The 23,753-nt window shown below is 57.6% G+C and carries 15 protein-coding genes; 4 read left to right on the forward strand and 11 right to left on the reverse strand.

The genetic code is table 11. The features are described 5' to 3' along the window. Positions 1 to 45: 45 nt before the first annotated feature. The 3 genes from NSS64_RS20270 (at position 46) to NSS64_RS20280 (ending at position 3,281) form a co-directional block, all read left to right on the forward strand. Positions 46 to 984, forward strand: a complete 939-nt coding sequence (locus NSS64_RS20270) for an AraC family transcriptional regulator (RefSeq protein WP_341141305.1) — start codon at positions 46 to 48, stop codon at positions 982 to 984. A gap of 181 nt (positions 985 to 1,165) precedes the next feature. Beyond that, positions 1,166 to 2,065 (forward strand): SDR family oxidoreductase, encoded by a 900-nt coding sequence (locus NSS64_RS20275; RefSeq protein WP_341141306.1) that lies wholly within the window; start codon positions 1,166 to 1,168, stop codon positions 2,063 to 2,065. A 22-nt stretch (positions 2,066 to 2,087) separates the two neighbouring features. Then, the gene (locus tag NSS64_RS20280) at positions 2,088 to 3,281 is read left to right on the forward strand and encodes an MFS transporter (protein ID WP_341141307.1); all 1,194 of its coding nucleotides are present in this window, start codon (positions 2,088 to 2,090) and stop codon (positions 3,279 to 3,281) included. Here the strand turns inward: NSS64_RS20280 and NSS64_RS20285 are convergent. From NSS64_RS20285 to NSS64_RS20300, 4 genes are all read right to left on the reverse strand, one after another. Further along, the gene (locus NSS64_RS20285; protein ID WP_340991773.1) at positions 3,276 to 3,533 is read right to left on the reverse strand and encodes a hypothetical protein; all 258 of its coding nucleotides are present in this window, start codon (positions 3,531 to 3,533) and stop codon (positions 3,276 to 3,278) included. The two genes, NSS64_RS20280 and NSS64_RS20285, sit on opposite strands and share 6 nt — an antisense overlap. Positions 3,534 to 3,614: 81 nt before the next feature. Next, positions 3,615 to 4,166, reverse strand: a complete 552-nt coding sequence (locus tag NSS64_RS20290; protein ID WP_340942741.1) for an STM3941 family protein — start codon at positions 4,164 to 4,166, stop codon at positions 3,615 to 3,617. A 298-nt stretch (positions 4,167 to 4,464) separates the two neighbouring features. Further along, positions 4,465 to 8,466 carry an endo-1,4-beta-xylanase gene (locus NSS64_RS20295; RefSeq protein ID WP_341141308.1) on the reverse strand — a complete coding sequence of 1,334 codons (4,002 nt, stop codon included), beginning with the start codon at positions 8,464 to 8,466 and terminating at the stop codon, positions 4,465 to 4,467. 212 nt (positions 8,467 to 8,678) lie between these two features. Continuing rightward, the gene (locus NSS64_RS20300) at positions 8,679 to 10,064 is read right to left on the reverse strand and encodes an MATE family efflux transporter (RefSeq protein WP_340942746.1); all 1,386 of its coding nucleotides are present in this window, start codon (positions 10,062 to 10,064) and stop codon (positions 8,679 to 8,681) included. Positions 10,065 to 10,266: 202 nt separating this feature from the next. Between NSS64_RS20300 and NSS64_RS20305 the strand changes: the two genes are divergently transcribed. Beyond that, entirely contained in the window at positions 10,267 to 10,446 is a 180-nt protein-coding gene (locus tag NSS64_RS20305) for a hypothetical protein (protein WP_341141309.1), read from the forward strand. Between the two features lie 715 nt (positions 10,447 to 11,161). Here the strand turns inward: NSS64_RS20305 and NSS64_RS20310 are convergent. From NSS64_RS20310 to NSS64_RS20340, 7 genes are all read right to left on the reverse strand, one after another. Beyond that, entirely contained in the window at positions 11,162 to 13,720 is a 2,559-nt protein-coding gene (locus tag NSS64_RS20310; RefSeq protein ID WP_341141310.1) for a glycoside hydrolase family 88/105 protein, read from the reverse strand. Then, positions 13,720 to 14,997 carry a hypothetical protein gene (locus NSS64_RS20315; RefSeq protein ID WP_341141311.1) on the reverse strand — a complete coding sequence of 426 codons (1,278 nt, stop codon included), beginning with the start codon at positions 14,995 to 14,997 and terminating at the stop codon, positions 13,720 to 13,722. The genes NSS64_RS20310 and NSS64_RS20315 overlap by 1 nt, the downstream gene beginning before the upstream one ends. A gap of 31 nt (positions 14,998 to 15,028) precedes the next feature. Then, the gene (locus NSS64_RS20320; protein ID WP_341141312.1) at positions 15,029 to 15,829 is read right to left on the reverse strand and encodes a polysaccharide deacetylase family protein; all 801 of its coding nucleotides are present in this window, start codon (positions 15,827 to 15,829) and stop codon (positions 15,029 to 15,031) included. A gap of 99 nt (positions 15,830 to 15,928) precedes the next feature. Then, a complete protein-coding gene (locus tag NSS64_RS20325) occupies positions 15,929 to 16,624 on the reverse strand; it encodes a DUF1961 family protein (RefSeq protein WP_341141313.1) in 696 nt (231 codons plus the stop codon). Next, positions 16,621 to 19,560, reverse strand: a complete 2,940-nt coding sequence (locus NSS64_RS20330) for an exo-rhamnogalacturonan lyase family protein (protein ID WP_341141314.1) — start codon at positions 19,558 to 19,560, stop codon at positions 16,621 to 16,623. The genes NSS64_RS20325 and NSS64_RS20330 overlap by 4 nt, the downstream gene beginning before the upstream one ends. Before the next feature lie 118 nt (positions 19,561 to 19,678). Next, complete coding sequence (locus tag NSS64_RS20335; RefSeq protein ID WP_341142857.1) at positions 19,679 to 22,045, reverse strand: AraC family transcriptional regulator; 2,367 nt, start codon at positions 22,043 to 22,045, stop codon at positions 19,679 to 19,681. 90 nt (positions 22,046 to 22,135) lie between these two features. After that, positions 22,136 to 23,743 (reverse strand): extracellular solute-binding protein, encoded by a 1,608-nt coding sequence (locus NSS64_RS20340; RefSeq protein WP_341142858.1) that lies wholly within the window; start codon positions 23,741 to 23,743, stop codon positions 22,136 to 22,138. Positions 23,744 to 23,753 lie beyond the last annotated feature (10 nt).

Consider the following 23,753-nt stretch of genomic DNA (forward strand, 5'->3'; position numbering starts at 1 on the left):
GGGTTGCTGTTTTTCGCATTTGACTATCTAAGGAGCCGTGGCCTGATGAACACAATTCAAGAGCAATATGCAGGTGAAGCGCTGAAGGCTGAGCAGGCCAGGCTGGTGCGCCTGATCTCTGCTCTTGCTCCTGGCGACGGCATATATAGCCAGCCCATCCCCGGTGTGTATGTCAGCCGCTATTCATCAGCAGATGCAGACACGATCAAAACGTTCTATTCCGCCTCACTGATAATCGTAGTCCAAGGGGCAAAGCGGATCATGATCGGGCAGAAGCTTTATGATTTTGACAAAACACAGATGATCCTGCTGCCTGTTGCCCTGCCGGTGGCCATGCGGCTTACGGAAGCCAGCCCGTCTGAGCCTTACCTGGGCGTTAAGCTGGAGCTTGATCCGCAGAAGATTGGCGATTGGGTCTTGAAGCTGTATCCCCGGGGACTCCCAGCGGTAAGTCAGACGGACAACCCGTACATGACTGATGCCAATCCGGCGATTCTGAATGCTGTGGTCCGGCTGCTCGAATGTCTCCAGCATCCCGCTGATGTGGAACTGCTTGCTCCGCTGGTAACAGATGAGCTCCTGCTGCGGATTCTGCGCAGTCCGGTCGGTGCCCGGCTGGCCCTGACCTGCCTCGCTGCGTCGGATGTTCAGCGGGTGACGAAGGTAATTACCTGGCTGCAGAAGCATTTCTCCCAGCAGGTCAAGGTGGCCGAACTGGCTGAATTGGCACATATGAGCGCTTCTTCGTTTCATGTGCATTTCAAATCGGTCACCTCCATGAGTCCGCTGCAATACCAGAAGGCGCTGCGTCTTCATGAAGCAAGGCGGCTGATGTTGAACTCCTCCATGGATGCAGCAGCAGCCTGCCGGCTTGTCGGCTATGTGAGCGATTCCCAGTTCAGCCGGGATTACAGCCGGTTCTTCGGCTGTCCGCCCAGCAGGGATATCGCCAGATTGCGCCAGCCGGCCCAAAGTACACCATAAGCATCAATTGAACGCCCGCAGCCGTCACGGCTTGCGGGCTTGTTTACGTGTGCAGTGAATCTTCGTCGTCCATGGACCCGCGGCAATTCTTGCAGGATCGGGCAAAAAGCGAACAGGAACAGGCAAAGCTACTGCCGCCGCGCAAATTATAATGAATGTAATCGATAGAGGAGGAATGATTATGCATGTATTTGTCACAGGGGCGAGCGGTTTTGTCGGCTCGGCTGTAGTACGGGAATTGATAGACGCGGGGCATATGGTCACCGGCCTGGCCCGTTCGGATCAGGCCGCAGCAGCACTTATGGCGGCAGGAGCCGCTGTACACCGCGGCGCTCTGGATGATCCGGACAGCCTGCGCCGGGGAGCGGCGGCAGCGGATGGCGTGATTCATGCCGCCTTCATCCATAACTATGCGGATCTCACTGCTGCGGGCGAGACAGACCGGCTGGCAATCGGGGCTATGGGTGCCGAGCTCGCGGGGTCCGGCCGATCGCTGGTCGTAACCTCCGTCATCGGGCATCTTACCCCGGGGCAGTTGGCCACGGAGGATACGGCACCCGATCCGGATGCTTCAGTCAAGCACCGCGCCGGTTCTGAAGAAGCTGCGCTTGCACTCGCCAGCCAGGGCGTCCGGGTATCCGTGCTGCGGCTTCCGCTGTCGGTGCATGGGGATGGCGATACCGGATTTGTTCCGGGCCTAATCCAGCTTGCCCGCCGCACAGGCATATCTGCATACGTAGGAAATGGCTTAAACCGCTGGCCTGCTGTGCACCGGCTGGACGCTGCGCGTCTGTACCGTCTGGCACTTGAAGGAGCCCCTGCCGGGACCATACTTCATGCGACCGGCGACGAAGGAGTGCCGCTTGTTGAGATCGCCGGTGTGATTGCCCGCCGGCTCGGACTGCCGGCCGCCAGCATTCCCGTTAAGGAAGCTGCGGAGCATTTCGGCTGGCTGGCGCATTTTGTCTCCCTGGATATCCCGGCTTCGAGCGATAAAACCCGGGCGCTGCTCGGCTGGCAGCCTGTACATCCGGCGCTTCTGGCCGACCTTAACCGTGATCCATATTTTTGCAACGAATAACTGAGAAGAATGGAGGATTCGAATGGCAGAACCTGTTCAGCAACCTAGTACGTTCACTTCACAATATTCCGTGATAACCGCCGTTCTGGTCCTATGCTCGCTTGTTGTTGTATCAGGCATTTATGTGACGCTGCCGTTAGGCTCCCTGTTAGCTGATGCCTTTCAGGCATCACCAGCCCGGGCAGCATGGGCAAGCAGCGCTTTTACATTGGCTTACGCCTTGGGCTTCCTGCTGTTCTCCCCGCTCTCCGAGCGTCTCGGCCGCTGGCCGGTCATGTTCTGGGGACTGCTTGCGTTAGGCCTCATAACCCCTCTGCTGGGACTGGCACAGGATCTCTCTATTCTTATTGCGCTCCGCGCCGTACAGGGACTGGCCGCAGCAACCTTCGCACCGACGGTGATGATCTACATCACCGAGAGCTTCCCGCCGCAGCGCAGGGTGGCGGCCATGGGACTTATCAGCACCGGATTTCTCGTCTCGGCCATCGCCGGACAATTGTTCAGCAGCACAGTTAGCGGATATTGGGATTGGCGTTATGTCTTCTATATTCACGGAGGCCTATGCCTGGCGGCTACACTGCTGACCGGCCTCTTCGTTCCAAGAGGCAAAACGGTGCGGACCCGGGCAAGCCTGGCCGCACTCTACAGACAGCTGCCCGCACAATTCCTGAACAAACGGCTGGTGCTGTGTTATCTGATCTGCCTGACGATTCTCCTGTCTTTTGTCGGGATGTACACAATCTTTCAGGAGGAGTTGACGAAGCCCCCCTTTGCTCTGACTGCCGCCCAGCTTATGCAGGTAAGAGCCGCAGGACTCGCGGGGATGATCCTGTCGCCGTTCGCGGGACTTCTCTCCGCCAGGTTCGGCTCCAAGCGGATGCTCCAGGCCGGCCTTCTGCTCGCCGCCGCAGGCCTTGCCGCCGCAGGATTAAGCAGTACCCTGCCTCTGCTGGTCGGGATGAGCATTGTGTATATTGCGGGAATCTCCATCCTGATTCCGGTGCTGATCTCACTGATCGGCCTCCTTGCAGGGGAGCGGCGCGGGCCGGCTATCACCATATATTCGCTGATGCTGTTCACCGGGGCCTCTGCTGGTCCGCAGGCGGCACTGAGCCTTATGCACGCAGGCGGCGGCCTGACGGCTTTTGAAGCATTGGCTGCACTTCTGCTTGCCGCCTTCGGGATCTCCTGCTTCATCCGGACACCTGAGCTATGAGCTTCTTCTTCCGGGCAGGAGCGCCGCCGGGATCAATGCTACCGCAGAGAAGGCAATCGTCCACATTAACGTATGGTCGAAGGCAATAACCGTAGCAGCCCGCTCATGCGACAGCACAGCATGAAGCTGTTTCTGCAAAATAACTGCGATCACCGAAACACCAAAAGCGCCGCCGATCTGCTGCATAATCCGGGTGGTGCTGCTGGCATGGGGAATCTGCCCGGAAGTCAGGCCCACATAGGCTGAAGCCATAACCGGCAGGAACACACAGCACCGAGCCGAGGAAGAACATGCACAGTGAGAACAGCCACGTTCTCCGGCCCCCGAACCGCTCTACTGCCCAGCCCACAGCCGTCTTCTCAGCTCCAGCTCTTCATATACCCGCTCCAGCGGCAGCCGCATGGCCTGACTCGCAATATTTACGGGAGTGCCGACGAGACGGAGGTTGATAGCCATCAGCCACCGCTTCACTCCGCGTTGCCGGGCCAGATACGCTTTGGGATCAGCAAGGTAGACGCAGATGTTTTTTTGTCCGGAGAAGCGGATCAGGCGAATATCCTTAATGTCCTCCCACATGATCCGTCCTCCGGGAATTGCAGAAGAGCGGTCATCGATGCCCTGGGCATCTGCCACAAGCAGCGGTGAACGGCGCAGCAGCATGAAGAGATAGACCACTACCCCCAGGCCGAACAGCACGGTGAAGACGATTCCCAGCGTCCGCAGAAGGATGGCAGGATCTTGCGTCACCTCCCCGGACGTTTTGAGCAGCAGGACCCCCAAGAGCATAAAAAGCAGCGATCCCGTGAACAGCAAAAGCTGCTTCACCCGGGAGGCCTCCACTACGAACGGCTGGTAACCTCCATCGTTATACGGCGGATAGCCCATGTTGTGTCCCTCCTTCAAGACCCTGACGCCAAACTTCTGCGCGGGGGTCCTCTATGTTTCTTTACAATATAACCATATTGTTTACCCAAAAAATTGACGTTCGTAACTCTTTATCTAAGTAATAGCTTACGCCAGGCGGCACGCTGCAACGGGGTGTTCTTGCTCTGGAAACCAACCAGATTGCATTCGGTTTTTCGATTACATTGGGCGCTGGGCGTAATGCGAAACAGCGGTGCCCCCGTAGTGGGTGCACCGCTGTCCAGTTACTTTCTTCAATAATTTCAGCCTCTCACTCAGGCTACAACTTCCAGATCCGGTACAGAATCACCGCTGCTTCCGCGCGTGAGAGGGTGTCCCCCGGAGCAAGCTTATTGTTCTTACCGTTCACTACGCCGTATTTCAGCAGGGCGGATATGCTGTCCTTGGCATAGGCGGAGATTTGACCGGCATCGGTGTAAGATGCTATCGATCCGCTGCCTTCAGCGATGATTCCGGCCGCCTTCAGGGCACGCGCCGCAATTACCATCATCTCCTGGCGGGTGATGATGCCCGCTGGCTTGAAGGTATTGTCCGCATAGCCTGTGACGATACCGAGCTGCTTCGCGGCCGCAAGCTCCTTGCTGTATGCCGCGTTGTTCTGGACATCGCTGAAGCCTGCAACTGCTTCAGCAGCAGCCTTAAGCTCCAGCACCTTCACCAGAGAAGCGGTGAAGTCTGCTCTATTCATAGGAGCCGCAGGAGAGAAGCTGTTCCCATCCGGGAGGACGCCGCGGGCCACCATTGCAGCGGCTGCTTGCTTCGCCCATGACAGGCTGCCGAGATCTGTAAAGGCTGGCGGAGCGAAGGCTGCGGCAAAAGTGCCGAGCTCTGTAATACGGAACACCAGCGCTTCCTTCACTGCATCATAACGGCTGTTCACCACAGCAGACCACGCGCCGCTGCCGGTGAGCGAACGGACCAGAAGGGACTCCAGGCTGCCAAGCTCTGCTGCTGACGCTTTGTAAGGAATAGAGACGGTTATCGTGCCGCTGCCAGACAAGGCTACCTTCTGCCCGCCTGCAAGCAGACTCAGCTCCACCACCGGACGGCTGCCGGTCTGCTGAAGAGCAGCGGCATTCAGGCCTTCGGCTGTGAAATGCTTGACCCGGATGCTGACATATTCAGTGGTTGCTGTAATCCCTGCGAGCTGCTCACTTGGAATGGACAGCGTAGCAAAGCCGTTCTGGAGGACAAGCAGGAACTTCTCCTGCGTCTTCAGGCCTTGAAGCGGCAACTGGGCTTCATAGGAGGCCACACCTGTCTGGTTCGCCAGATCGATGATGATCTGCTTCCGCCCGTCTGCTGCCGGGGCCGCCTGCTTCAAGGCTTGCTGCCACAGCTCGCCCGTCACAGTGGCTTTGGCCGCTGTGCCTTCGGTCTTCACCTCAGGTCTGATCGTCACTACGCCGTCCTTGACATCAAACTGTGCAGGCTTAGGCGCAGGTGTGCTGCTGCTGGTATAGCTGGTGCCGCCGGAATCCGGTGCCGATGTTGGCGTTGGCGCAGGTGTTGGTTCCGGAGTCGGCGTTGGCGTCGGCTCCGTTGACGGCTCGCCGCCGTCTTTGGCCTTAAGCGTCAGCACGCCGAAGACGGAGGTGTCCTGATAGCCGTTGCCGGTGGTATCATTCCAGGCGGCCACACTTTGCCGGACGCCGTTCTTGGCATCGTTGATCTGGGTGTCGAAGCCGACCTTGGTGCCGCCGGCTGGCGTAATCTTTTTGAACGGAATCTTCATTTCAAGCGTATAGTTGGTTCCGTTAACCTTGGTTACCGACTCGAAGCCTGCACCAATGGCTGCCGGACTGAACGAGGCTTCATTGTCGTAATTGACCCGGTATTGTCCGTCATCACTCTCATAGAAGGTCGTGCGGCCGAAATTCTCATCCACGAAAATCTCGACAGAGTCCTGCTCCCATGCATTCACATTACTCTTGTCCAACTGGGCGTCACTGACCTGAACCAGCACATACAGATTCTGGTCATCCCACAGGGTACGCGTGGTTCCGCTTGCGCCCTGCCAGGCCATCTGATAACGGTTCACAGCCATCTCAGGCGCAGAGGCCCAGATTCCATCCGCTGTCCCGTCAATAACCGGCGTGCCGTAGACCGCCTCTGACACGTTAGCTTCTGCCGTATTCGGCTCATTCTCAGCCATGAATTTGGCCGGATCAATGACCGCGTAGTAAGCCGGCTTCGCCTGCAAATCCCTGTCGAACAGCAGCGGGCTTGACTCCGCTCTCCAGCTTGTGCGGTCATCCATGCCCCAGAAGGTTACCCGCGCAATATGGTCGGCATGGGCCTTGTAGAGATCCATCAGCCTCGCATACAGATAGCCTTGGGCAATCCGTTCCTTCTCTGTCTGCGTATTCTGGCTGCCGGCCTGAATATCCAGTTCGGTAATGCTGACCTCTACGCCAAGGGAGATGAACCTCTCCAGCGACAGCTTGACGTTATCTGGATTTGTATTGATATTGTAATGCGCCTGCATCCCTACACCATCAATCAACAGCTTGCCGGGATGAGTCAGCGCGTACTTGTCATTCAGTTCCTTGACCATACTGTAGATGGCCTGGGCCTTGTTCTGGTTATCGTCATTGTAATCATTGTAATACAGCTTGATATCCCATTCCGGATGCTGGTCCAGCACTTCTCTGGCCGCCAGGAATGCCTGCTCCAGATAATCCGGACCGATGGCTTCATACCACGGAGCCTTGCGCAGCGCCGCTTGCCAGTCCGAAGGATTGGACGGGTTATCATTCATTGCCTCGTTGACCACATCCCAGGAGATGACCCGGTCTCCGAAATGTTCCATGACTCCCTTGATGTGGGCTCTCAGGTTAGCGAGTGCTTCGTCACGCCCCAGGGGAACGCTTTTGCCTGCTGCATCCGTGGTCAAGTTCATCCAGTCAGGCGATTGCTGATACCATACCAGTACATGCCCATGCATCTTCATCCCTTCAGCCAGCACCTTGTTCACCATCGCATCCGCTGCTGTAAAAGTGAAATTGCCTTTGGCCGGCTGCAGCGCATCCGGCTTCATGGCATTACCTGCGGTAGCAACGTTGTGATGCATCTTCAGCAGGTCCAGCCGTACGCCTTCCAGATCCTCGGCGGATAGCGCGTTGCCGATCAGGAAGTCATTTTGATAGGCTGTTTTTAGCGGAATCAGATCTCTCTGAATATCCACCGGCGCGGTACCTGTATGCTCGAAATTAATATCATCGATATAGAAGGAAGCGGTTGCATTATTGGAACTTTCAATATACAAGGTCAGGTATTCGCCGCCCACGCTGTTATAGCGGTAGCTGCCCTCATATTTCACCCAGCCGTCAGCTGTACTGATCGTCTTAGGGGACAGGGTCACATAACTTGCACTGCTGTCTGTGCCTACTTGCGTAGACAGCTGGAGCTGTGCGCTCGCCGGTTCGATCAGCTTCACCCAGGCAGAAAGGGTATATTCGCTGCCCTTGTCCACGTACTTCTCCACACGCAGGGAAGGCCCGTGCCAGGTATTGCTTCTGCCCTCGACCTTCAGGGAATACGAACCGCCCTCGGTATGATTCGCTTCATTCGTTACGGTCAGCGTCTCGGTTCCGGCTCTGCCGGTGAAGCCGCCCTCTTGCTGATCTTCAAAAGTCACTGTACTGAACGGCAAAGCCGGTTCACGCACAGGCTCTTCCCCGCCGCCCGGAGTGGACTCTGTCGTTATCAGAAGATCGCCAAGGTAGAAGGGTACTGTGGCTCCCTTATCGTTGGAGTTGATGCGCAAAGAATGGTCTCTCTTAGTAGAATCCGCGGCACTGGTGTCCACAGTAAATGTCTTCGTCAGTGTGACCGATTGCCCTGCCACATAGGGTATTGCTGCATAATTCCCGTAGCTGTTCACAGTCTGCAGCGCTGCCTCTGCTCCCTCTGGGAGCGTCACCTTCGCATCAACGTAGACAACTGCCGTTACCGTGTACGTTTTTCCATGCTGGAGACCGAGATCGGTGAACTTGAAATCAACTCCATCCCAGTTATCCTTCCGGTTGTTTACGTATAATGCTGCACCATCGGCATTCCCTGCAAAAGGAACCTCCTTCACCGCCTCCAGCTTGGCGCCTCCCGACTGAACTGCCTTGCCTGCACCATTCGCAAACGTCTCGTGATATACCGTGGTCTGTGCCTCGGCTGCCTGAGCAGCCGGAAGATATCCGCCTGCCGGAAGAAGCAGAAGGGCTGCCAGCAGCACCAGAGAGACTTGCTTGATTATTCTCTTCATGCGTTGCACTCCTCTGTATGAATTTGGGTTTCAATGAGTTAAGCGCTTACAGCTAATGTGGAAGCCTCCCCCTTCACCACCCAAATCGTAGCATATGGACCAAAGTGCGTCTTACCTGAAACTAAAGGTTGTACCGTGCTTTTTATAGATGATTCCGGCTGACTGCATAGCAAAGAAGACCCCTGAATTAGGAGTCTTCTAACCGGCAGGATCTATATCAGCTTGTGCGCATACCACTTCTTGCCCCTGAAGCGCCACAGGAACACCGCTCCGCGCACTGCCCATTCGCAGTTCATCGCCAGCCATACACCCAGTACTCCATAGCCCAGCACGATCCCGAGAATATAACCGAAGACCACCCGGAACAGCCACATGGTCAGCATTGAAGCAATTGAGGTGAAGCGGGAATCTCCCGCTGCCCGCAGGGCAGACGGCAGAATGAAGCTGAAGGCCCACAGCGGAATCTGGGCAATCGCATTGACCAGCAGTACCACAAACAGATCATCGATGATCTCCGCAGGCGGAGAGAAGATCGACACCAGCGGATGGAACAGCGGCATCAGGATCAAGGCCACCAGGGCGTAAGAGGCGGAACCGATCCACAGGAAGGACTTGATGAACTTCCGGGCATCCGCTACATCCCCCCGTCCGATACACTGGCCGACCACGGTTACAATCGTCAGCGACAGCGCACTGGCCGGAATCTGAAAGACCATCGCCAGCGATCCGGCAATCGCATTGGTGGCGATGGCATACGTGCCCAGACTGACAATGAAGATCTGCGTCAGCAGCTTGCCGCCGTTGAAGAACATCTGCTCTGCGGCGAACGGTACGCCGATGAACATGATTTTGCGCAGCATCGTAAGTGGTACATGGAACAGGTCGCGGAACTGCACACGCAGCACCGAATCGAACTTGAACAGATAGATCAAGGCACAGGCCATCCCCACATAACGCGCAATGTTGACCGCAAGTGTCATGCCCAGCACACCCATGTCCAGCAGGTTAATAAAGACAACGTTGAGGATAACGTACAGCACGTTCATAATCAGCGACAGCATCAGCGAAGCCCGCGTCCGGCCCACGCCCCGCAGCGCACCGCATACAGCCTGAACCACGGCAATCCCCAGATACGAAATGCTGCTGCCGATCATATAGACCCGGGCATTATCCAGCACATCGGCGGAGGCCGTCCCGAACAGCAAATTCAGAATTGGCGTATGGAAGGACATCAGCAGCAGACCGATTCCCACCGCAAGCAGCGAGACCGAGGTAACCGATCCGGCCGTGGCCTGGGAGACCATGCGGTCATTCCCGCTTCCTTTATACTGCGCAACCACCACCGTCCCCCCGGTCGCAATCGCCACAAATACATTGATCAGAAAAATATTCAGGGAATCCACCATATTCACCGCACTGACTGCCGCCATACCCGACGAGCTGATCATTGCGGTGTTGACCAGGTTCAGCCCGATAATGAAGGCCTGGTCAATCAGAATCGGGATAAACAAAGCGATAATTTGCCGGTAATCCATGCTGTCTCCGGACAGATATTTTTCCAGCCATTTCTTGGCCGGTTGAGGAGCTTGAAGCTGCATACATTGATCACATTCTTTTCTGTAGAATAATTGCAGGCGTACTATACATTCCTTCCAGTTTACTACAGATTCCGCTTCAAGTCTGTGTTAAGAGTGGAATTCGTTCAGATTACCGGATAACATTCCCTGCTCCCTAAGTAAAATCCTGGGTCCGGCCGAAATATAGAATGAGAGTATTTACATTCGGAAGGAGGAGCCTGTTATGAACAATGAGATCGTTAAAAGTCTGATCCAGCAGGTGACGGAAGAAGTGTTAGCCGAGAACCAAGCTGCCTTGGAGCAGAGTGGAAACAGCCAAGCCAGCATTCAACTAGCTGTGAAATTGTCCGCCGTTACCACCCTTAAGATCCTTGAAAAGCTGGAGCTGATCGATAAGGATTAACCGCACAGCCTGCCTGTGCTACATACCCGTAAGGCACTCCGCGCAAAAAAACCGCAGGCAGCGAATTTCCGCCTGCGGTTTTTTTGCGTGCCTATGGGGGATTCAGGGGCATTTGTGCTCTTCGTTTACGCTGTCCGCCCGCTTTCGGCGAATTCAGGTGCACTAATGCACCTCATTCGCTCGCTCAGCCAACTATTCACGAATTCAGGTGCACTTCTGCTCTTCATTTACGCTGTCCGCCCGCTTTCGGCGAATTCAGGTGCACTTCTGCTCTTCATTCTGACGGCTCAGAGGGATTTATCCCTCTCATTTTCGCTCACCGCCCATTTTCAGCTGAATCAATGGGATTTTTCCCTTTCATTTTGACTGATCATCCACTTTTAGCTGAATCAATGGGATTTTTCCCTTTCATTTCAGCTTATCATCCACTGTTAGCCGTATTAATGGGATTTATCCCTTTCATTTGGGCCTACCACCCTACACACGGCCCGCTTTCCCGTTACTTTCGCTCCCAGCAAGATCAAATTTACTTTTCTCACTATATCGATCAACAATCCTGTATTCTGTATACGCGCGATTCTCGGGTTCTGCGGCTGTACGGCTACATGAAGAAGAGGCTATCGAACTCAAGCAGATTGAAGATAACTCTGCATGAGCAGCAATAGCCTCTGATTGACAAATTACTCTTTTCGGCAGAAATTCCACAATATAACTCTTATATACGCTGCGCCTCCAGCTCCCGTGTGAGCTCAAGCGCTTCAATACCGGCCAGCAGCACAATGCCGATTCCGTGAGTATCGTTGAGCTGCCAGGTGAGCTGTTCTTTGTAATACAGTTTGTTGAAGGAATAGCCCGATCCCCGGCAGACGCCGTAGACATTCCCCTGATGGTCGATGCAGTATTCGGCCAGCGCCATCCAGCCGCGCAGCGCTGCATCGGCATATGGATACGGCTCTGTCAGCCAACCTCTGCGCACACCGCGCGCAAAGGCATATACGAACATCGAAGAACACGATGCCTCCGCATAAGATCCGGGATCGGTCAGAACCTGATGCCATAATCCTGCGGCGTCCTGCAGCCGTATATATCCTTCGCACAGCGTCCGGTAATAGTCCAGCAGTTCTTCCCGCTGCGGATGCTGCTCCGGCAGTACCTCCAGCAGCTCAGTCAGCGAGAACAGCACCCAGCCGTTGCCTCTGCCCCAGGCTACCCCATTCGGCTTGCCGAATTTGTAGTCATACACATGATGCATTATGCCAAGCTCCGGCTGGAACAGCCGATTACGGTAATGAAGAAACTGTGACACTGCATCATCCAGATAAGCGGTATCTCCCGTCAACAGATAATACCGGCTCAGGAACGGAGTGCTCATATACAGATCATCGCACCACATCGTTCCCTGCATGAACTCGGTGGTGCCCCGTGTACGGTAGAGCGCCCCATCTTCATCGCGGGACTGCGTATTTTGAATATACCGGGCGATATACGCCGCTGTTTCGGGCGCTCCATGCAGCGGCTGCTCGGCATGAGCGGCGAGCATCACCGCACCGAAGGAGCCGCAGTCGTCCAGAGAGTCCATAAGCGCCAGCTGCTGGTTAATACCCGGAGCACCATAGCGGCTGCGGTCCCAGAGCGAATACGTATGAAGCCGGGTGCACTGCTCAATATGTCCTCTGGCATAAGCGGAATAATGAGGATCGCCCAGAGCCTGACCGGTACGCAGCAGACCATAGAGGGTCACCCCCAGCGGATAATTCCAGCGTCCGTACAGCGCACTCTCCAGATATGGCCTGACTGCCCCACCAGGACGGTCCACCCGCCAAAAGCATTCCTCCGCCCCTTCACCGAAGGGAGCATCCATAGAAGCCGCTTCCGCAGGCAGCGGTGCCGCCGATTGCAGAAACGGACCAAGGTACAGCCATGGACCGGTCTGCCCTTCCACCGGGCAAGGACTCACCAGCTTCACTGTGCCGTGGACTCCACTGGCGCCAGCTCCCTTATTCAAGGTTCCCTGCGGAGAGCAGCAGGGTGAAGCTTCCGCAAGAGCCGCGCTACACTCCGCTTCCACCTGTACTTCTGATGTGTTCCCAGCCTCTGCCGCTTCCAGGCGGAAGCCCCAGCCGGGCCCGCCGCACACGGCCTCGACCAGCAGGTCATGGCTGCCGAAGTCCAGCGGCAGCACACACTCAAGGCCGGCACTCGCTTCGGGCTGGATGGCGGCAAGCCTGCCATCTACAAAGACCTTGAGTGCCGCTACATCCCGGCTGCGGATAAGCAGCCGCGCGTCCGCTCCGCCCGGCGCCGTCACCGCCAGCCGGCTCCAGGCCAGCGCCGCCGCGCCGGGCACCGCGCCGAGCACGCGCGCGAGGCTCCCGCCCTGCGCCTTGTCATCCGGCCATCCGGCCGCCGGATACCACGCACAGCGGGCCGCCAGCGCAGCTTCGGCGGCCTCCGCGGCTTCGCCGCAGCGGACACTTCCGCGCTGCGAAGGCTCCGCGCGGTGCGCCGCAGCCTCTCCCTCAGGAACGCCGCCGCCCTCCGGCTGCAGCGTCCATCTGCTCTGCTGCGGCGCGCTGTAGATCCAACCCTCACAGCCGCTGCGCTCCGCAGTCGGGGCCAGAAAATGTAGCGGCGCGCCCTTCACGCTCCCGGTGCCAAAAATACCGCCGCAGCCGGTGCCGACAGCGGTACATTCCAGCAGGAAGTGATTCCAGCCTGCCTTCAGCCCGGTACGAAAGAACGCCTTGCGGTCCGGGAACACATCATCGTTCAGATTGGAAGCGAAAACGGCAACGCCGCCAACATAGACTGTCACCGGACCGAAGCAGCTGAGCGCGAGCGGTATTTCGCTGTCCGTATCGCTCCACAGCTTCCCCCAGGCATAGACAAATTCCCCGTCCCGCAGCTCAGGCAGCCGTTCTTTCAGATTCATCTCATACCGGCAATCCGGCAGGCGCGGGAAGCTGTTCTCCAGATGAACGCGGTAGACCGGAGGCTGCGGCGGATTTGCACCGATATAGCGGTTCGCTATGATGGCAAGCATCGCTTCCGTATGCTCTCCGGCTGTGCGGACGATGGAATGACTCGGATGAAAGTAGACGGGAACATTGGCCTGCCCGGCATCACCCTTCACCGCATCCCCTCCCAAGGCACTATCCTGTATAGCAGCACCCTTCACGGCGTGCCCCCCCAAAGTACCATCCTGCACCGCATCACCTATCACCCCATGTCCTTCCTCTGCGCTCACCACTGCATTCCCTTCCCCTCCCCCCATCACAACGTCACCTCACCGCCGGGGTACAGGGTGGAGCTGTACAGCCGTTTGGGCTGGGGCAGCTGTTGCCCGGGGTGTGCCGCTTGCAGCGGGAGTGCTTCACCGGCATAGACAGCGGCCAGCTCATCCGTATAAATAATGACCTGCTCACTTCCACTGCCCAGCAGATCCCCGTGCACGGCGTAGCCCTGTTCGGCGAATTCGGCTACGATATTCATATGGCCGTCATAGAGTGCGGGAAGCACCGCTTCGCCCCGGCGGTACGCCAGAATATAGTCGGGTGCACCCGGCCAAAATCGGCTGACGGCTTCGACAATGGTCAGCCAGCCGTCAGTGGTACGCTCTTCCTTCCACAGCTCGCGGCCGGAGCAGTCCAGCAGGAACATGGCATCCTTGCCCCGCAGACCCTTGCCGTCATCCTCGCGGACCATACGGTCAAGACCGGCAATCTGCAGGCCGGGCAGGTCCGGGCGAAACCGCCCGAGCGCCAGATGCTGCGACTCGACAGAGCCTTCGTACCGCCACAGCTCGTGCCCGTTGCGGTCGTACATCACCGTCACACTGCCGCCGATGACCAGCTCCGGCACCCCGTCCCCGTTCACATCGCCGACCCACAGGCAATCGGCATGATCGTCCAGATCATGGCAGCTCCACAGCTTATTTCCGTCCGCATCCAGCAGATCATATCCGGCCATCACCTCATCGCGCCCGTCACCGTCCAGATCGTACACCCAAGGATAGTGCCCCACATTGCCCTGATGGGTCCAGAGCAGCCGGAAGTCCCGGTCCAGCGCCCACAGCTGATGGTAGCGGTCTTTGAGAATGATGTCGGAAGGATAATCGCCGCCTGACAGGTTGGCAATAATGATGCAGTCATGAGCCTCCTTCGCCGGCAGCGGGTGAACCGCTTTGACCTTGCCTGTCGCCCCCTCCAGAATATGCAGCTGGTCCTTCATCACACACAGCACCTCCAGCGCCCCGTCACCGTCGATATCGGCAATCTGCGCCGGATAATCGGAGCCTTGGCTGCCCGCGTTCGAATCCGGCGTTCCCCTCTGCCACAGCAGACGGCCATCGAGATTATAAGCCGTCAGGCACCGCACTTGGTGCGGAATATAACGGACATCCTGACGGTTATCCGGCTGCACCAGCAGCAGCTCAGCCCGGCCGTCCCCGTCCAGATCGCCGAGCAGCATTTTACATCTTGGACCGGCGGCAGAGATATCCAACCCGGCCAGCCGGTGCAGCTTTTGACTATGATCCATATGATTCACCATACATCCTCCTTCACTCTATCCCTGTTCTGTATCAGCCCAGATCCACAGTCTGTCCCCCAGGCACCTCGACCACCGCACCGCCAACCTCCAGCCAGACAGCAGCCGCTCCCGGATTATAAACAAAGTCCCTTGCCGCCGAGAACAGCAGCCCCCGGCAAGCCTTCATGTAATGCACCAGCTCCAGATTGGTCGCATACCAGATGTCCCCGCGTCCGCCCGCCATGGCGCAGAAGCGCTCCATCAGCTCCCAGTTGTTGTCATTGTCGAACTCGTAGCTATGCCCCCACACATACATCAAGTACAGATACTGCCGCTTATGCAGCCCCACAAAAGCCTCCCCAAGAGCAAGCAGCTCCCGGTTATGATGGCAGGTCGCCTGCCACTCCAGCCAGTCCTCCGGCAGGGCGAAGCCCCCGGTGGTCTGTACCGTCCGGGCATATTCAATGCCCAGATGCGGCAGCAGCGCCTTGATCTCCTGCGTATAGGAGCCGTTCGGGTAAGACATACCGCGCACAGGCTGGCGGACCAGCCCCTCCAGCACCCTGCGGTCCTCCATAATCTCCTCCACGACTGACTCCTGCGGGCAACGCGCCAGCGTCGGATGACTCCGCGTATGTACGCTGACCTCATGTCCGTGATAAAGAGCCGCAACCTCATCTGCCCTGATGCGGTCCCCTTCACCAAGCAGCCCTGAATTCAGATGGAAGCTGCCCTTGATCCCGTGCTGGTTGAACAGGCCCACCAGACGTTCATCCGCCCGCCGTCCGTCATCATAGCTCATCGTCAGCGCCTTATGACGGCCTTGCGGGTAGCAGTAATAGACTCCCGGCATTGCAGTTAAGCCTCCTTCATAATCGTCAGTCCCTATATAAATTGAACTTGTATATTTTTTGTTATGGGATAGCCGTGACTCCAGCCACCTCTCCATGCTTCAAGGAGCATACACGGTCAGATCGCTATATTCCGCTATCAGCGGTGCCATTTGCCGGAAGCCGATCCGGCCTCCGCCCAGCAACGGACCGAAGGACGAGCCGTCATCCTCCCAGTACAGCACCGGCAATTCATTGATGGCAAAAGTCACAGCAGTCCCCCGCTTCACCACCAGCATCCGGTAGTCCGCAGTCATATCGGCGGTATCCGGGAGCGGATCAGCCCCTTGGGCGACAAGGTGGAAGCCGTAGCTTTTGCGCAGATTACAGGTATGAAAAGCCCGCTCCTCCTCCCACATCCGGCGAAAATAAGAGATATGATAGGCATCCATCTCCCCATGATGGTACTGGTCATATTCGCCCGTGCGGACCGGCAGGGACGGGTCGAACAGATCCTTGCCCCCGGCACCGGCAGCCGCGAAGAACAGAATAGCCAGCCCCGGCTCGCGCAGCGGGCGGAACCTCCAGGATACGGCAATCTCCGCCGGGAAGACCTCCGGGCACCAAAAGACCACATTCGCCTTCTGCCCTTCCTCAGCCCCCCGGGTGCTCTCCAGCCGCAGCCGTCCCTGCGGAAACGAAACTGCTCCGTCGCCTTCCATACGGAAGCCTTCCACCTGTGCGGGTCCTTCCAGGGTATTGCGGTAAATCTTGCGCCAGCCTTCCGGAATCATTGCTAAGTCCTGCTGCACCGTCATCGGACATCCGCTCCCTTCCCGCGACCTGCACCGTCACTAGCTCCTGCCTGTGCACTACCCCCAGCTACGGGATCAGTTCCTGCACCCGCTTTATCACCAGTTCCTGCGCCAGCTTCTGCACCCGCTTTTGTATCAGCTTCTGCAGCTTCTGCAGCGGCTCCAGCTTCCGCATAGCCTTCTTCACCAGCACTAGCTTCAGTTTCCGCACCAGTTCTTGCACTAGCTCCAGCTCCAGCGGCTCCGGCTTCTCCCCCGGAACCTTCTTCCCGCGCAGGCAGAGCTTCGGCAATCAGTTCCAGCGCAATGATCGTATTCAGCGACCACTGCGAGGCTTCATTCGTATTCATCCAGTCGATCTCATTCAGCGCTTCCGTATAAGTCACCTGCTTCAGCTCCGCTTGAAGATTGACGATGCCAAACGGATTCTCAAGCAGAATGCTCCAGCAGCGTTCCGCCGTAGCCCGGTCATCCTTGACCCAAGCGCCGTAGGCGGCAATAGCCACACTCAGCACCGGATGCTCGAAGCGCAGCTTGCCTGTAATCGCACCTCCGGATCTAAGCAGCTGCTCTTCCTCCGGCAAGTTATAGAAGACACCGAACTCAGCAAGCATGTCCTCCCACTCCGGGTCCTCCAGCATCATCGCCAGCTCGAACCACACCTGCGGACCACCCATGCAGATCGCCAGATGCCGTCCCCAGTTGTCATCGCCCATTGGGCTGAGAATGCCCGTTGCGGGATCGTATCCATAGGTTGGACCGGAGATCAGCCGCAGATTGGCCGCTTTGATGCAGTCGATGCCGGTTAGGATTTTGTCGCGGTAGGCCGTATCCTCATAACGTTCCCAGCGGGTCATCCAATTGGAGCTGAACGCGGCCCAGTCCGGTCCCACCCGCACATGCGTCTCGAATTCATCCTTCGGAAAATAAGCCCTCATCGGGTCCAGCGTCACCGTGGAATAATCCGCATCCTTCACACTGTCCATGATGTCGCCGGTCCGCTCATCACCGGTCAGATAATAGTAGTAGCGGTGCAAACCCGCCATAGCAATCCGCGCTTCCTTGCATCCGCAGCCCCAATGCACGACATTATGCCGGGAGCCAAGACCCGCATATTCCCCGAAATGATACATATCCACCTCACTCGTGTGCCGGGTCATCGCTTCAGCCATCCGGTAAATATCCGCGCGTCCGGTCCGCAGGAAGCTCACCCACAGCCACATATTCGGCACCAGCTCGGCGTTCTGCCACGCACAGCCGCCCAGATCATAATTCCAGACATGGCGGACCGGATCATAGCTGTGCATGAAGTCGCCATAATCCCACAGGCCGTACCACTTCCGCTGCTCAATTTCCTTCTGGTAAAAGCTGATAATCCCGTCTAGACGGTCCTCCAGATACGCCTTGGCCGGGGTGCTCCGGTCCGGCAGGCTCCAGAGTCCAAACGCCCGGGTCCGGTGAAAATATCGGGGTTCACAGACCAGCAGCGGCGGTTCATCCGCCTGCCGCTGCATCTGCCGGAGCTGCCCGGAATCCGGCGTCCGCAAGGTACACCACAAGGTCAGCTCGTTCGTATTGGCGATGCCGTAAGGGGTTGCCCGCAGCTCCTCCGCGCCTTCATAGGAGGATTCGACATGCGTCTTCGTATCATAATGGCGCAGGTCCATGGCCTGCGCCTCCGGCGTCCAGAACCAGACGGTTAACGCCGCTTCCGCGCCGGAGGTGCCGCTGATCTCCAGCCCGGACGGATGCTTCTGCCAGAAATCCTTCACTCCGGCAGCCAGTCCTCCGCCGTCACAGCCGATATAGCCCAGTCCTCCGGCCCTCCGGCCTTCCGCCCCTTTAATCCAGGTGCAGTCCGGTCCGGTCCGCTTATGCACGGCATAATGCTCAGACGAATCCTGCACCAGCCGGAAGTCATCCCATACTGCCGAGTCCTGGAGCAGGCTGGTGAAATAGGCATCCTCCACAGGATCAAATTCCTGGCTCTGCCCCTCAAGCTGCGCGGCGAACCTATCGGCATATTTGCCCCGGGTTCTGCGGGTCTGGAGCGTCTTGGGGGATTCGCTGAAGATTCCCCCGCTGCCCGCCAGCCGGACATGGCGGTTATACAGCGGACCGCTGAGCGGCACCTTGAACAGCAGGCCCAGCCCCTTGATGAAATCCTGCTGCGGGTTGCCGTCATAATGGAAGGTATGCACCAGCCGGATGGACGCAAGCCCAGCATAGAAATAGAGCCGCAAAGTATAAGGAAGCCATTCCCTGGCTCCCCTTGTGCTTCTATGCCGCCCGTCCAGCCGGATCACGGCACGCACCGGTCCCCGCTCCTCCAGACTGGCCTTCAGCGTCACTCCGGTGAACCGCTCCTGCCGCATCGTCAGCTCCCCGCTGAGGATGTCCCGCTGCTCGCGGAGACAGACCAACTCGCTTCCGTTGCACACCAGCTTACCCGAGCCTGATCCTAACCACGCCTCCACAGCTCCATAATATCCATGATCGTCGTCCGGTCCCCCGGATTCCGCCGTGTCCCGGCGGATAATCCGGGAGATCACACCTGCACCACGCTTGACCACGGTGCAACGAATACTGCCGGTATCGACAATATAAGCTTCTTCCGTCTCTTCCAAGGATACCTGGAAGGCTGCGGACACAGCGCTCTGCCCGGCAGAGCGTTCCAGCCTGTATCCTGCCGTATTCCCTTCAGGGCATACGGCAGAATGCAAAGACCATTTAATGCTGCCGTCCGGCCAATACGCAGCCGGGCGGCTCTGCAGCGGCAGACTGAAATCTTCTGCCGCTCCTTTCAGACATAGCGCAGCCAATTCTCCGCGCTTCAGATCGCCCTTGGACCAGGGAACTCCCCAGGTCACCCCCGCAGCCGCAGCAGGCGGGTTCAGCCACCGTAACTGGACCGGCAGGGCCGAAGATAAAGAGGTCATCTTCTGTCATCTCCTTTATGAGACATCACCCGGACGAATGAACCGTTCCCAGAGCAGGAGGCCTGCGGACAGGGGGATCACGGGAAGTGAGCCGCTATCATTCTCACCTGGTTCCCGCTTACCGGGTCCCGTTCTCCTTATCGCCCTCCTTCCGGCTCAGTTCACGGTAACGTGTCGGCGTGATGTCCTCCTGTTTTTTGAAAATCCGGTTGAAATAGCTCTGCTGATAGCCGACCTGCAAGGCGACATCGTTCATCTTCAGATCCGTGTCCCGCAGCAGCTCCTTCGCCTTGGTGAGCCGAAGCTCCGTCAGATAATCGATGAAATTCTGCCCGGTGACCCGCTTGAACGACTTGCTGAGCAGAAAAGGGCTGGTGCCTGTAACATCTGCACAGCTATCCAGCGAGATATTGTCCATATAATGCTGCTGAATGTACAGCATCGCCTGATCAATCGTCCGTCTTATTCCGGCGTCCGATCGTTCACACAGCTCCTTCAGGAAGGGGGCGATGACCTGCGTACGGAACCAGGAGAGAATCAGGCCCGGCTCATGAATCTGCGAGAGACTGGCATACAGATTCCTGCCGCGCAATAGCTGGCTCTGGGCCATCCCGGCCTCCAGCACCGCATGAAGGATCGCGCCGAGCAGATGCAGCATGCCCTGCTGTACGTCGATCACCTTCGCGCCGCCTGCGGAGAGCGTCTCCAGGAATTCCTCCAGCAGCCGGTCTGCCTCCTCTGCTTCTCCGGTCCGCAGCGCCTGAATCAGCCCGCGCTCCAGCGCGAAGGAATACTGCGGCAAGGGAGTGCCCTGCCCCTCCCTCTCCAGCTGCTCCAGGCTGATGATCTGGTTCCCGCCCCCGTACCTGCTGTGGCTGGCCGCCTGCTTCGCCGCCTCGAACGACCTCGGAATCGCAGAGATGCTCCCGATCCTTGCACTGTACGCCACCGTGGCCTGAAGCTTAAGCATCCGGCTCAAGGTAGCCGCCAGCTCTTCACCGAAGGCGCCTACGCGGGCCGGATCGGGGCCGCTTCCCGGTTCCATCAGCAGCACACCGGAGGTAAGGTCATGCAGATTGACCGTCTCCGCCCGGCCGAAATGCTCACGGGCAAGCTCCAAGGTAATATTGACGGCCGCGAACGACACCAGACTCTCGTCGCCGCTGCGGAACTTGGCCTCCAGGCTGGAGATGCCGGTCAGCTGGATATACAGGACCACGAACGTACAGTTCTCCACTTCCCACTTATACTGCTTCATCCGGCTCTGGAGATCCTGTTCGGAATAGGCATACAGATACCCCTGGAACAACTGGTGCAGGAAGCTCTGTTGCACATGCGGAAGCTGCTCCGAGAGCGTGTACTGGAGGGCGTGCTGCTGTCCGTGCAGGTTCTGCCAGTGCCGCTCGATCAGCGTCAGCTCATCCACCCGGTCCCCGGAGGCCGCATGCTCAGGGAGCAGCGTCTGAAGCAGGCGGCGGACCGGCGAATAGATTCTGCGGGAAGCAATCCAGGACAAGACCGCCGCCAGCAGTAAGGCGCACAGGCTGACCAGGATAATCATCCGGGACAGCCAGACTACTGGAGAGGTTACGCTGGAGATCGGCGAAGCCGACACATACCGCCATTCACTGGCAATCCGCGAGAAGTCACCATAGGTCACCGCATAAGTAACCCCATTCCAGTCATACAGAAATGATCCGCTATCCTGGCTGCCTTTGGCTTTAATCGCAGTCCGCAGCGCCGTAACCAGCGGCGCGGGTGCATCCATCCCGCCCCCCGAGATGAACAGTCCGCCGGATTTCTGCTCCATGAACACCTCCCCCGTGTTGTATGGGGTCATGGTCCGCAGCATCGCGGATACCTTCTCTGTATCCATCCGCAGCAGCAGCGCCCCGAAGGGCTCCCGGCTGCCGCCGGGGATATGGTGCACCAGCGTCAGCTCCTTCTGCTCCGGGTTCACCGGATCAAAAGCCCATTCCGTCCAGTACGTGCTCCGCTCCTGCTTCAGCAGCTTCGAGTACAGCGCTTCCTCCTCCGCAGCCAGTGTCCCGTACTCCGTGCCGAAGCGCACCGGCTGATTACCGGCCAGATACAGCTCAACCTGCCGCACCATGGAATTCGAGCCCTGCATGACTACCAGCGTCTTCGTAATATCCCAGGCCCGCTCATGATTGCGGATGAAATCCATGTTGCTCAGCCCATAGTCGAACTTCGGATCGAAGGCCCAGTGGGCCAGCATCAGCTCCAGATTGGACAATTGATCATTAATGTTGTCCGCCCGCTGCTCAATCTGCCGGTTATGCATCCGGAGCAGCTCCTTCTCAAGATTTCCCCCGGCCATAAAATAGACCAGCAGCCCGATGATCAGCCCGGGAATGGACGAGACGATCAGCACAATAATGAGATTATGGCGGTAATAACGGCCCTTGCGTCCCGCCCGGCCTCGCGTATACCTGTTCCGTGCTCCTGCCCCTTCATTCTCCATTGCATTCACCAGCCGAATCCTTAGTTTAGAGTTGCAGCTATGCAGCCGCAGCGGGCACAGACCGGCCGGAGACTGGAGCAGGACCGGATTTTACTTGCCCGCTGAGGCGTACAATTCATTCATTTCCTTCACCAGCTCATCTCCGCCGGTCTTCCGCCATACCTCAAAAGCGGACTTCAACCCGGCCTCATCCATCTGGCCGACAATGAATTTGATACGTGCATCGTTGATTACGTTATCCAGCTGTGAGCCTTTTTGCGTATAGACTGCCGAGATCAGCGCTTCCGCCGGATTGGTCACAATTGTCGTTTCATTCGTCTTCTGCACCTCGGTCTGCTTCAGCCGCAGCGGCGTCTGCTTCACTTGCTTCGCCTTGTCCTCAGGGATGAACGGCAGCATCTGGTTCAGGCCTTCCACTTCCGATTCCAGCAGAACGGTATCGCTGGAGCGTTCGATATATCCGTCCACCAGCTTGTAATGCACGCCTTCAATACCATAGTTCAGCATCGTCTGCAGATCCTCATCATTCAGCCGGTCCAGGAAGGCCAGGACCTGCTTCAGCTCCTCCTCGGTTTTGACCGAAGACTTCGGAATGGCCAGCATGCCGGAGAAGCCCGAGGTCGGGAGGGTATGCAGCGCGCCGTCTGCTCCAGTCACACCGCCGATGACATCCATATAATGGCGTTCCGGCTCATCTTTGCCTTCCTTTTGGAGGGCGGCATGAATCTTGTCATCCAGCCGGGCCGCGTTATCGACCACATCGACAATGACGCCGGCCTTGTTGTTGACGACCGGATCATTCCATTTGGAGCTGTCCATTACCGCGAAGTCGGCGTTGATCAGCTGCTCATCGTACAGCTTTTTCATGAATTTAAGCGCTTCCAAATAACCGGGATATTCATGCTCAGGCACGAGCTTCCCTTCCTGAACGCCCCACTTGTTCGGAGAACCGAACCACAGCTTCATCGTATCGAAGCCGCTGGCCCACTGGCCGGTCCACTTGACCAGCACCATGCCGTACGTATCCGCCTGGCCGTTGCCGTCCGGGTCCTGCTCCTTGAACGCTTTTAGCATATTATAGAAATCATCTACGGTCTTCGGTTCCGCGAGCCCTACCTTCTCCATCCAGTCCTTGCGGAACACCACGCCGTTACGTCCCAGCGCCCGGCCTCTGTAGATTCCGTAATTCTTGCCGTCGATGGCCGAGTTATTCAGAATGACCTCCTTCGCCCCGCTGAGATTCGGATAATCCTTGAGATACGGACCCACCTCCCAGAACGCGCCGGATCTCGCTGCATTCACGAAGCTGGAGGCCTTCACATCACCTACATACATAATATCAGGCAGCTTGCCGGAAGCCAGCGTAATGTTGAATTTGTCGGCATAGGACGCATTCGGCACCCATTCGAAATGAATCTTGGTGTTCGTCAGCTCCTCCAGCTTGGCGGCGACCGGACTGCCGTCCTTCGGATAATTGGTTTTGAAAATCGGCAGCATCAATGTCAGCGCAAGCGGCTCCTCAGCCTTGGCTGTGCCATCCGCCTTCCCGCTATCCCCGGCAGGCTCCTTCTGTCCCGCTCCCGCATTCTCCCCATTCCCGCCGCAGCCGGACAATACACTTAGAATCATAATCATAGCCAGCAGCATGAACAACCCTTTTTTCGCAGACCGTGAACCTTGGCTCCGCTTCATCTTCATCATCACTTGG

Origin of the sequence: Paenibacillus sp. FSL H8-0122 (genome assembly GCF_038005345.1) — a bacterium.
Classification (GTDB): Bacteria; Bacillota; Bacilli; order Paenibacillales; family Paenibacillaceae; genus Paenibacillus_AQ.

Coding starts and splice junctions, on each gene's coding strand:
- NSS64_RS20300 (WP_340942746.1), bottom strand. CDS start 10,064: ATGCAGCTTCAAGCTCCTCAACCGGCCAAGAAATGGCTGGAAAAATAT.
- NSS64_RS20315 (WP_341141311.1), bottom strand. CDS start 14,997: ATGGTGAATCATATGGATCATAGTCAAAAGCTGCACCGGCTGGCCGGG.
- NSS64_RS20305 (WP_341141309.1), top strand. CDS start 10,267: ATGAACAATGAGATCGTTAAAAGTCTGATCCAGCAGGTGACGGAAGAA.
- NSS64_RS20320 (WP_341141312.1), bottom strand. CDS start 15,829: ATGCCGGGAGTCTATTACTGCTACCCGCAAGGCCGTCATAAGGCGCTG.
- NSS64_RS20275 (WP_341141306.1), top strand. CDS start 1,166: ATGCATGTATTTGTCACAGGGGCGAGCGGTTTTGTCGGCTCGGCTGTA.
- NSS64_RS20280 (WP_341141307.1), top strand. CDS start 2,088: ATGGCAGAACCTGTTCAGCAACCTAGTACGTTCACTTCACAATATTCC.
- NSS64_RS20270 (WP_341141305.1), top strand. CDS start 46: ATGAACACAATTCAAGAGCAATATGCAGGTGAAGCGCTGAAGGCTGAG.
- NSS64_RS20330 (WP_341141314.1), bottom strand. CDS start 19,560: ATGACCTCTTTATCTTCGGCCCTGCCGGTCCAGTTACGGTGGCTGAAC.
- NSS64_RS20290 (WP_340942741.1), bottom strand. CDS start 4,166: ATGGGCTATCCGCCGTATAACGATGGAGGTTACCAGCCGTTCGTAGTG.
- NSS64_RS20310 (WP_341141310.1), bottom strand. CDS start 13,720: ATGGGGGGAGGGGAAGGGAATGCAGTGGTGAGCGCAGAGGAAGGACAT.
- NSS64_RS20335 (WP_341142857.1), bottom strand. CDS start 22,045: ATGGAGAATGAAGGGGCAGGAGCACGGAACAGGTATACGCGAGGCCGG.
- NSS64_RS20295 (WP_341141308.1), bottom strand. CDS start 8,466: ATGAAGAGAATAATCAAGCAAGTCTCTCTGGTGCTGCTGGCAGCCCTT.
- NSS64_RS20325 (WP_341141313.1), bottom strand. CDS start 16,624: ATGACGGTGCAGCAGGACTTAGCAATGATTCCGGAAGGCTGGCGCAAG.
- NSS64_RS20340 (WP_341142858.1), bottom strand. CDS start 23,743: ATGAAGATGAAGCGGAGCCAAGGTTCACGGTCTGCGAAAAAAGGGTTG.
- NSS64_RS20285 (WP_340991773.1), bottom strand. CDS start 3,533: ATGGCTTCAGCCTATGTGGGCCTGACTTCCGGGCAGATTCCCCATGCC.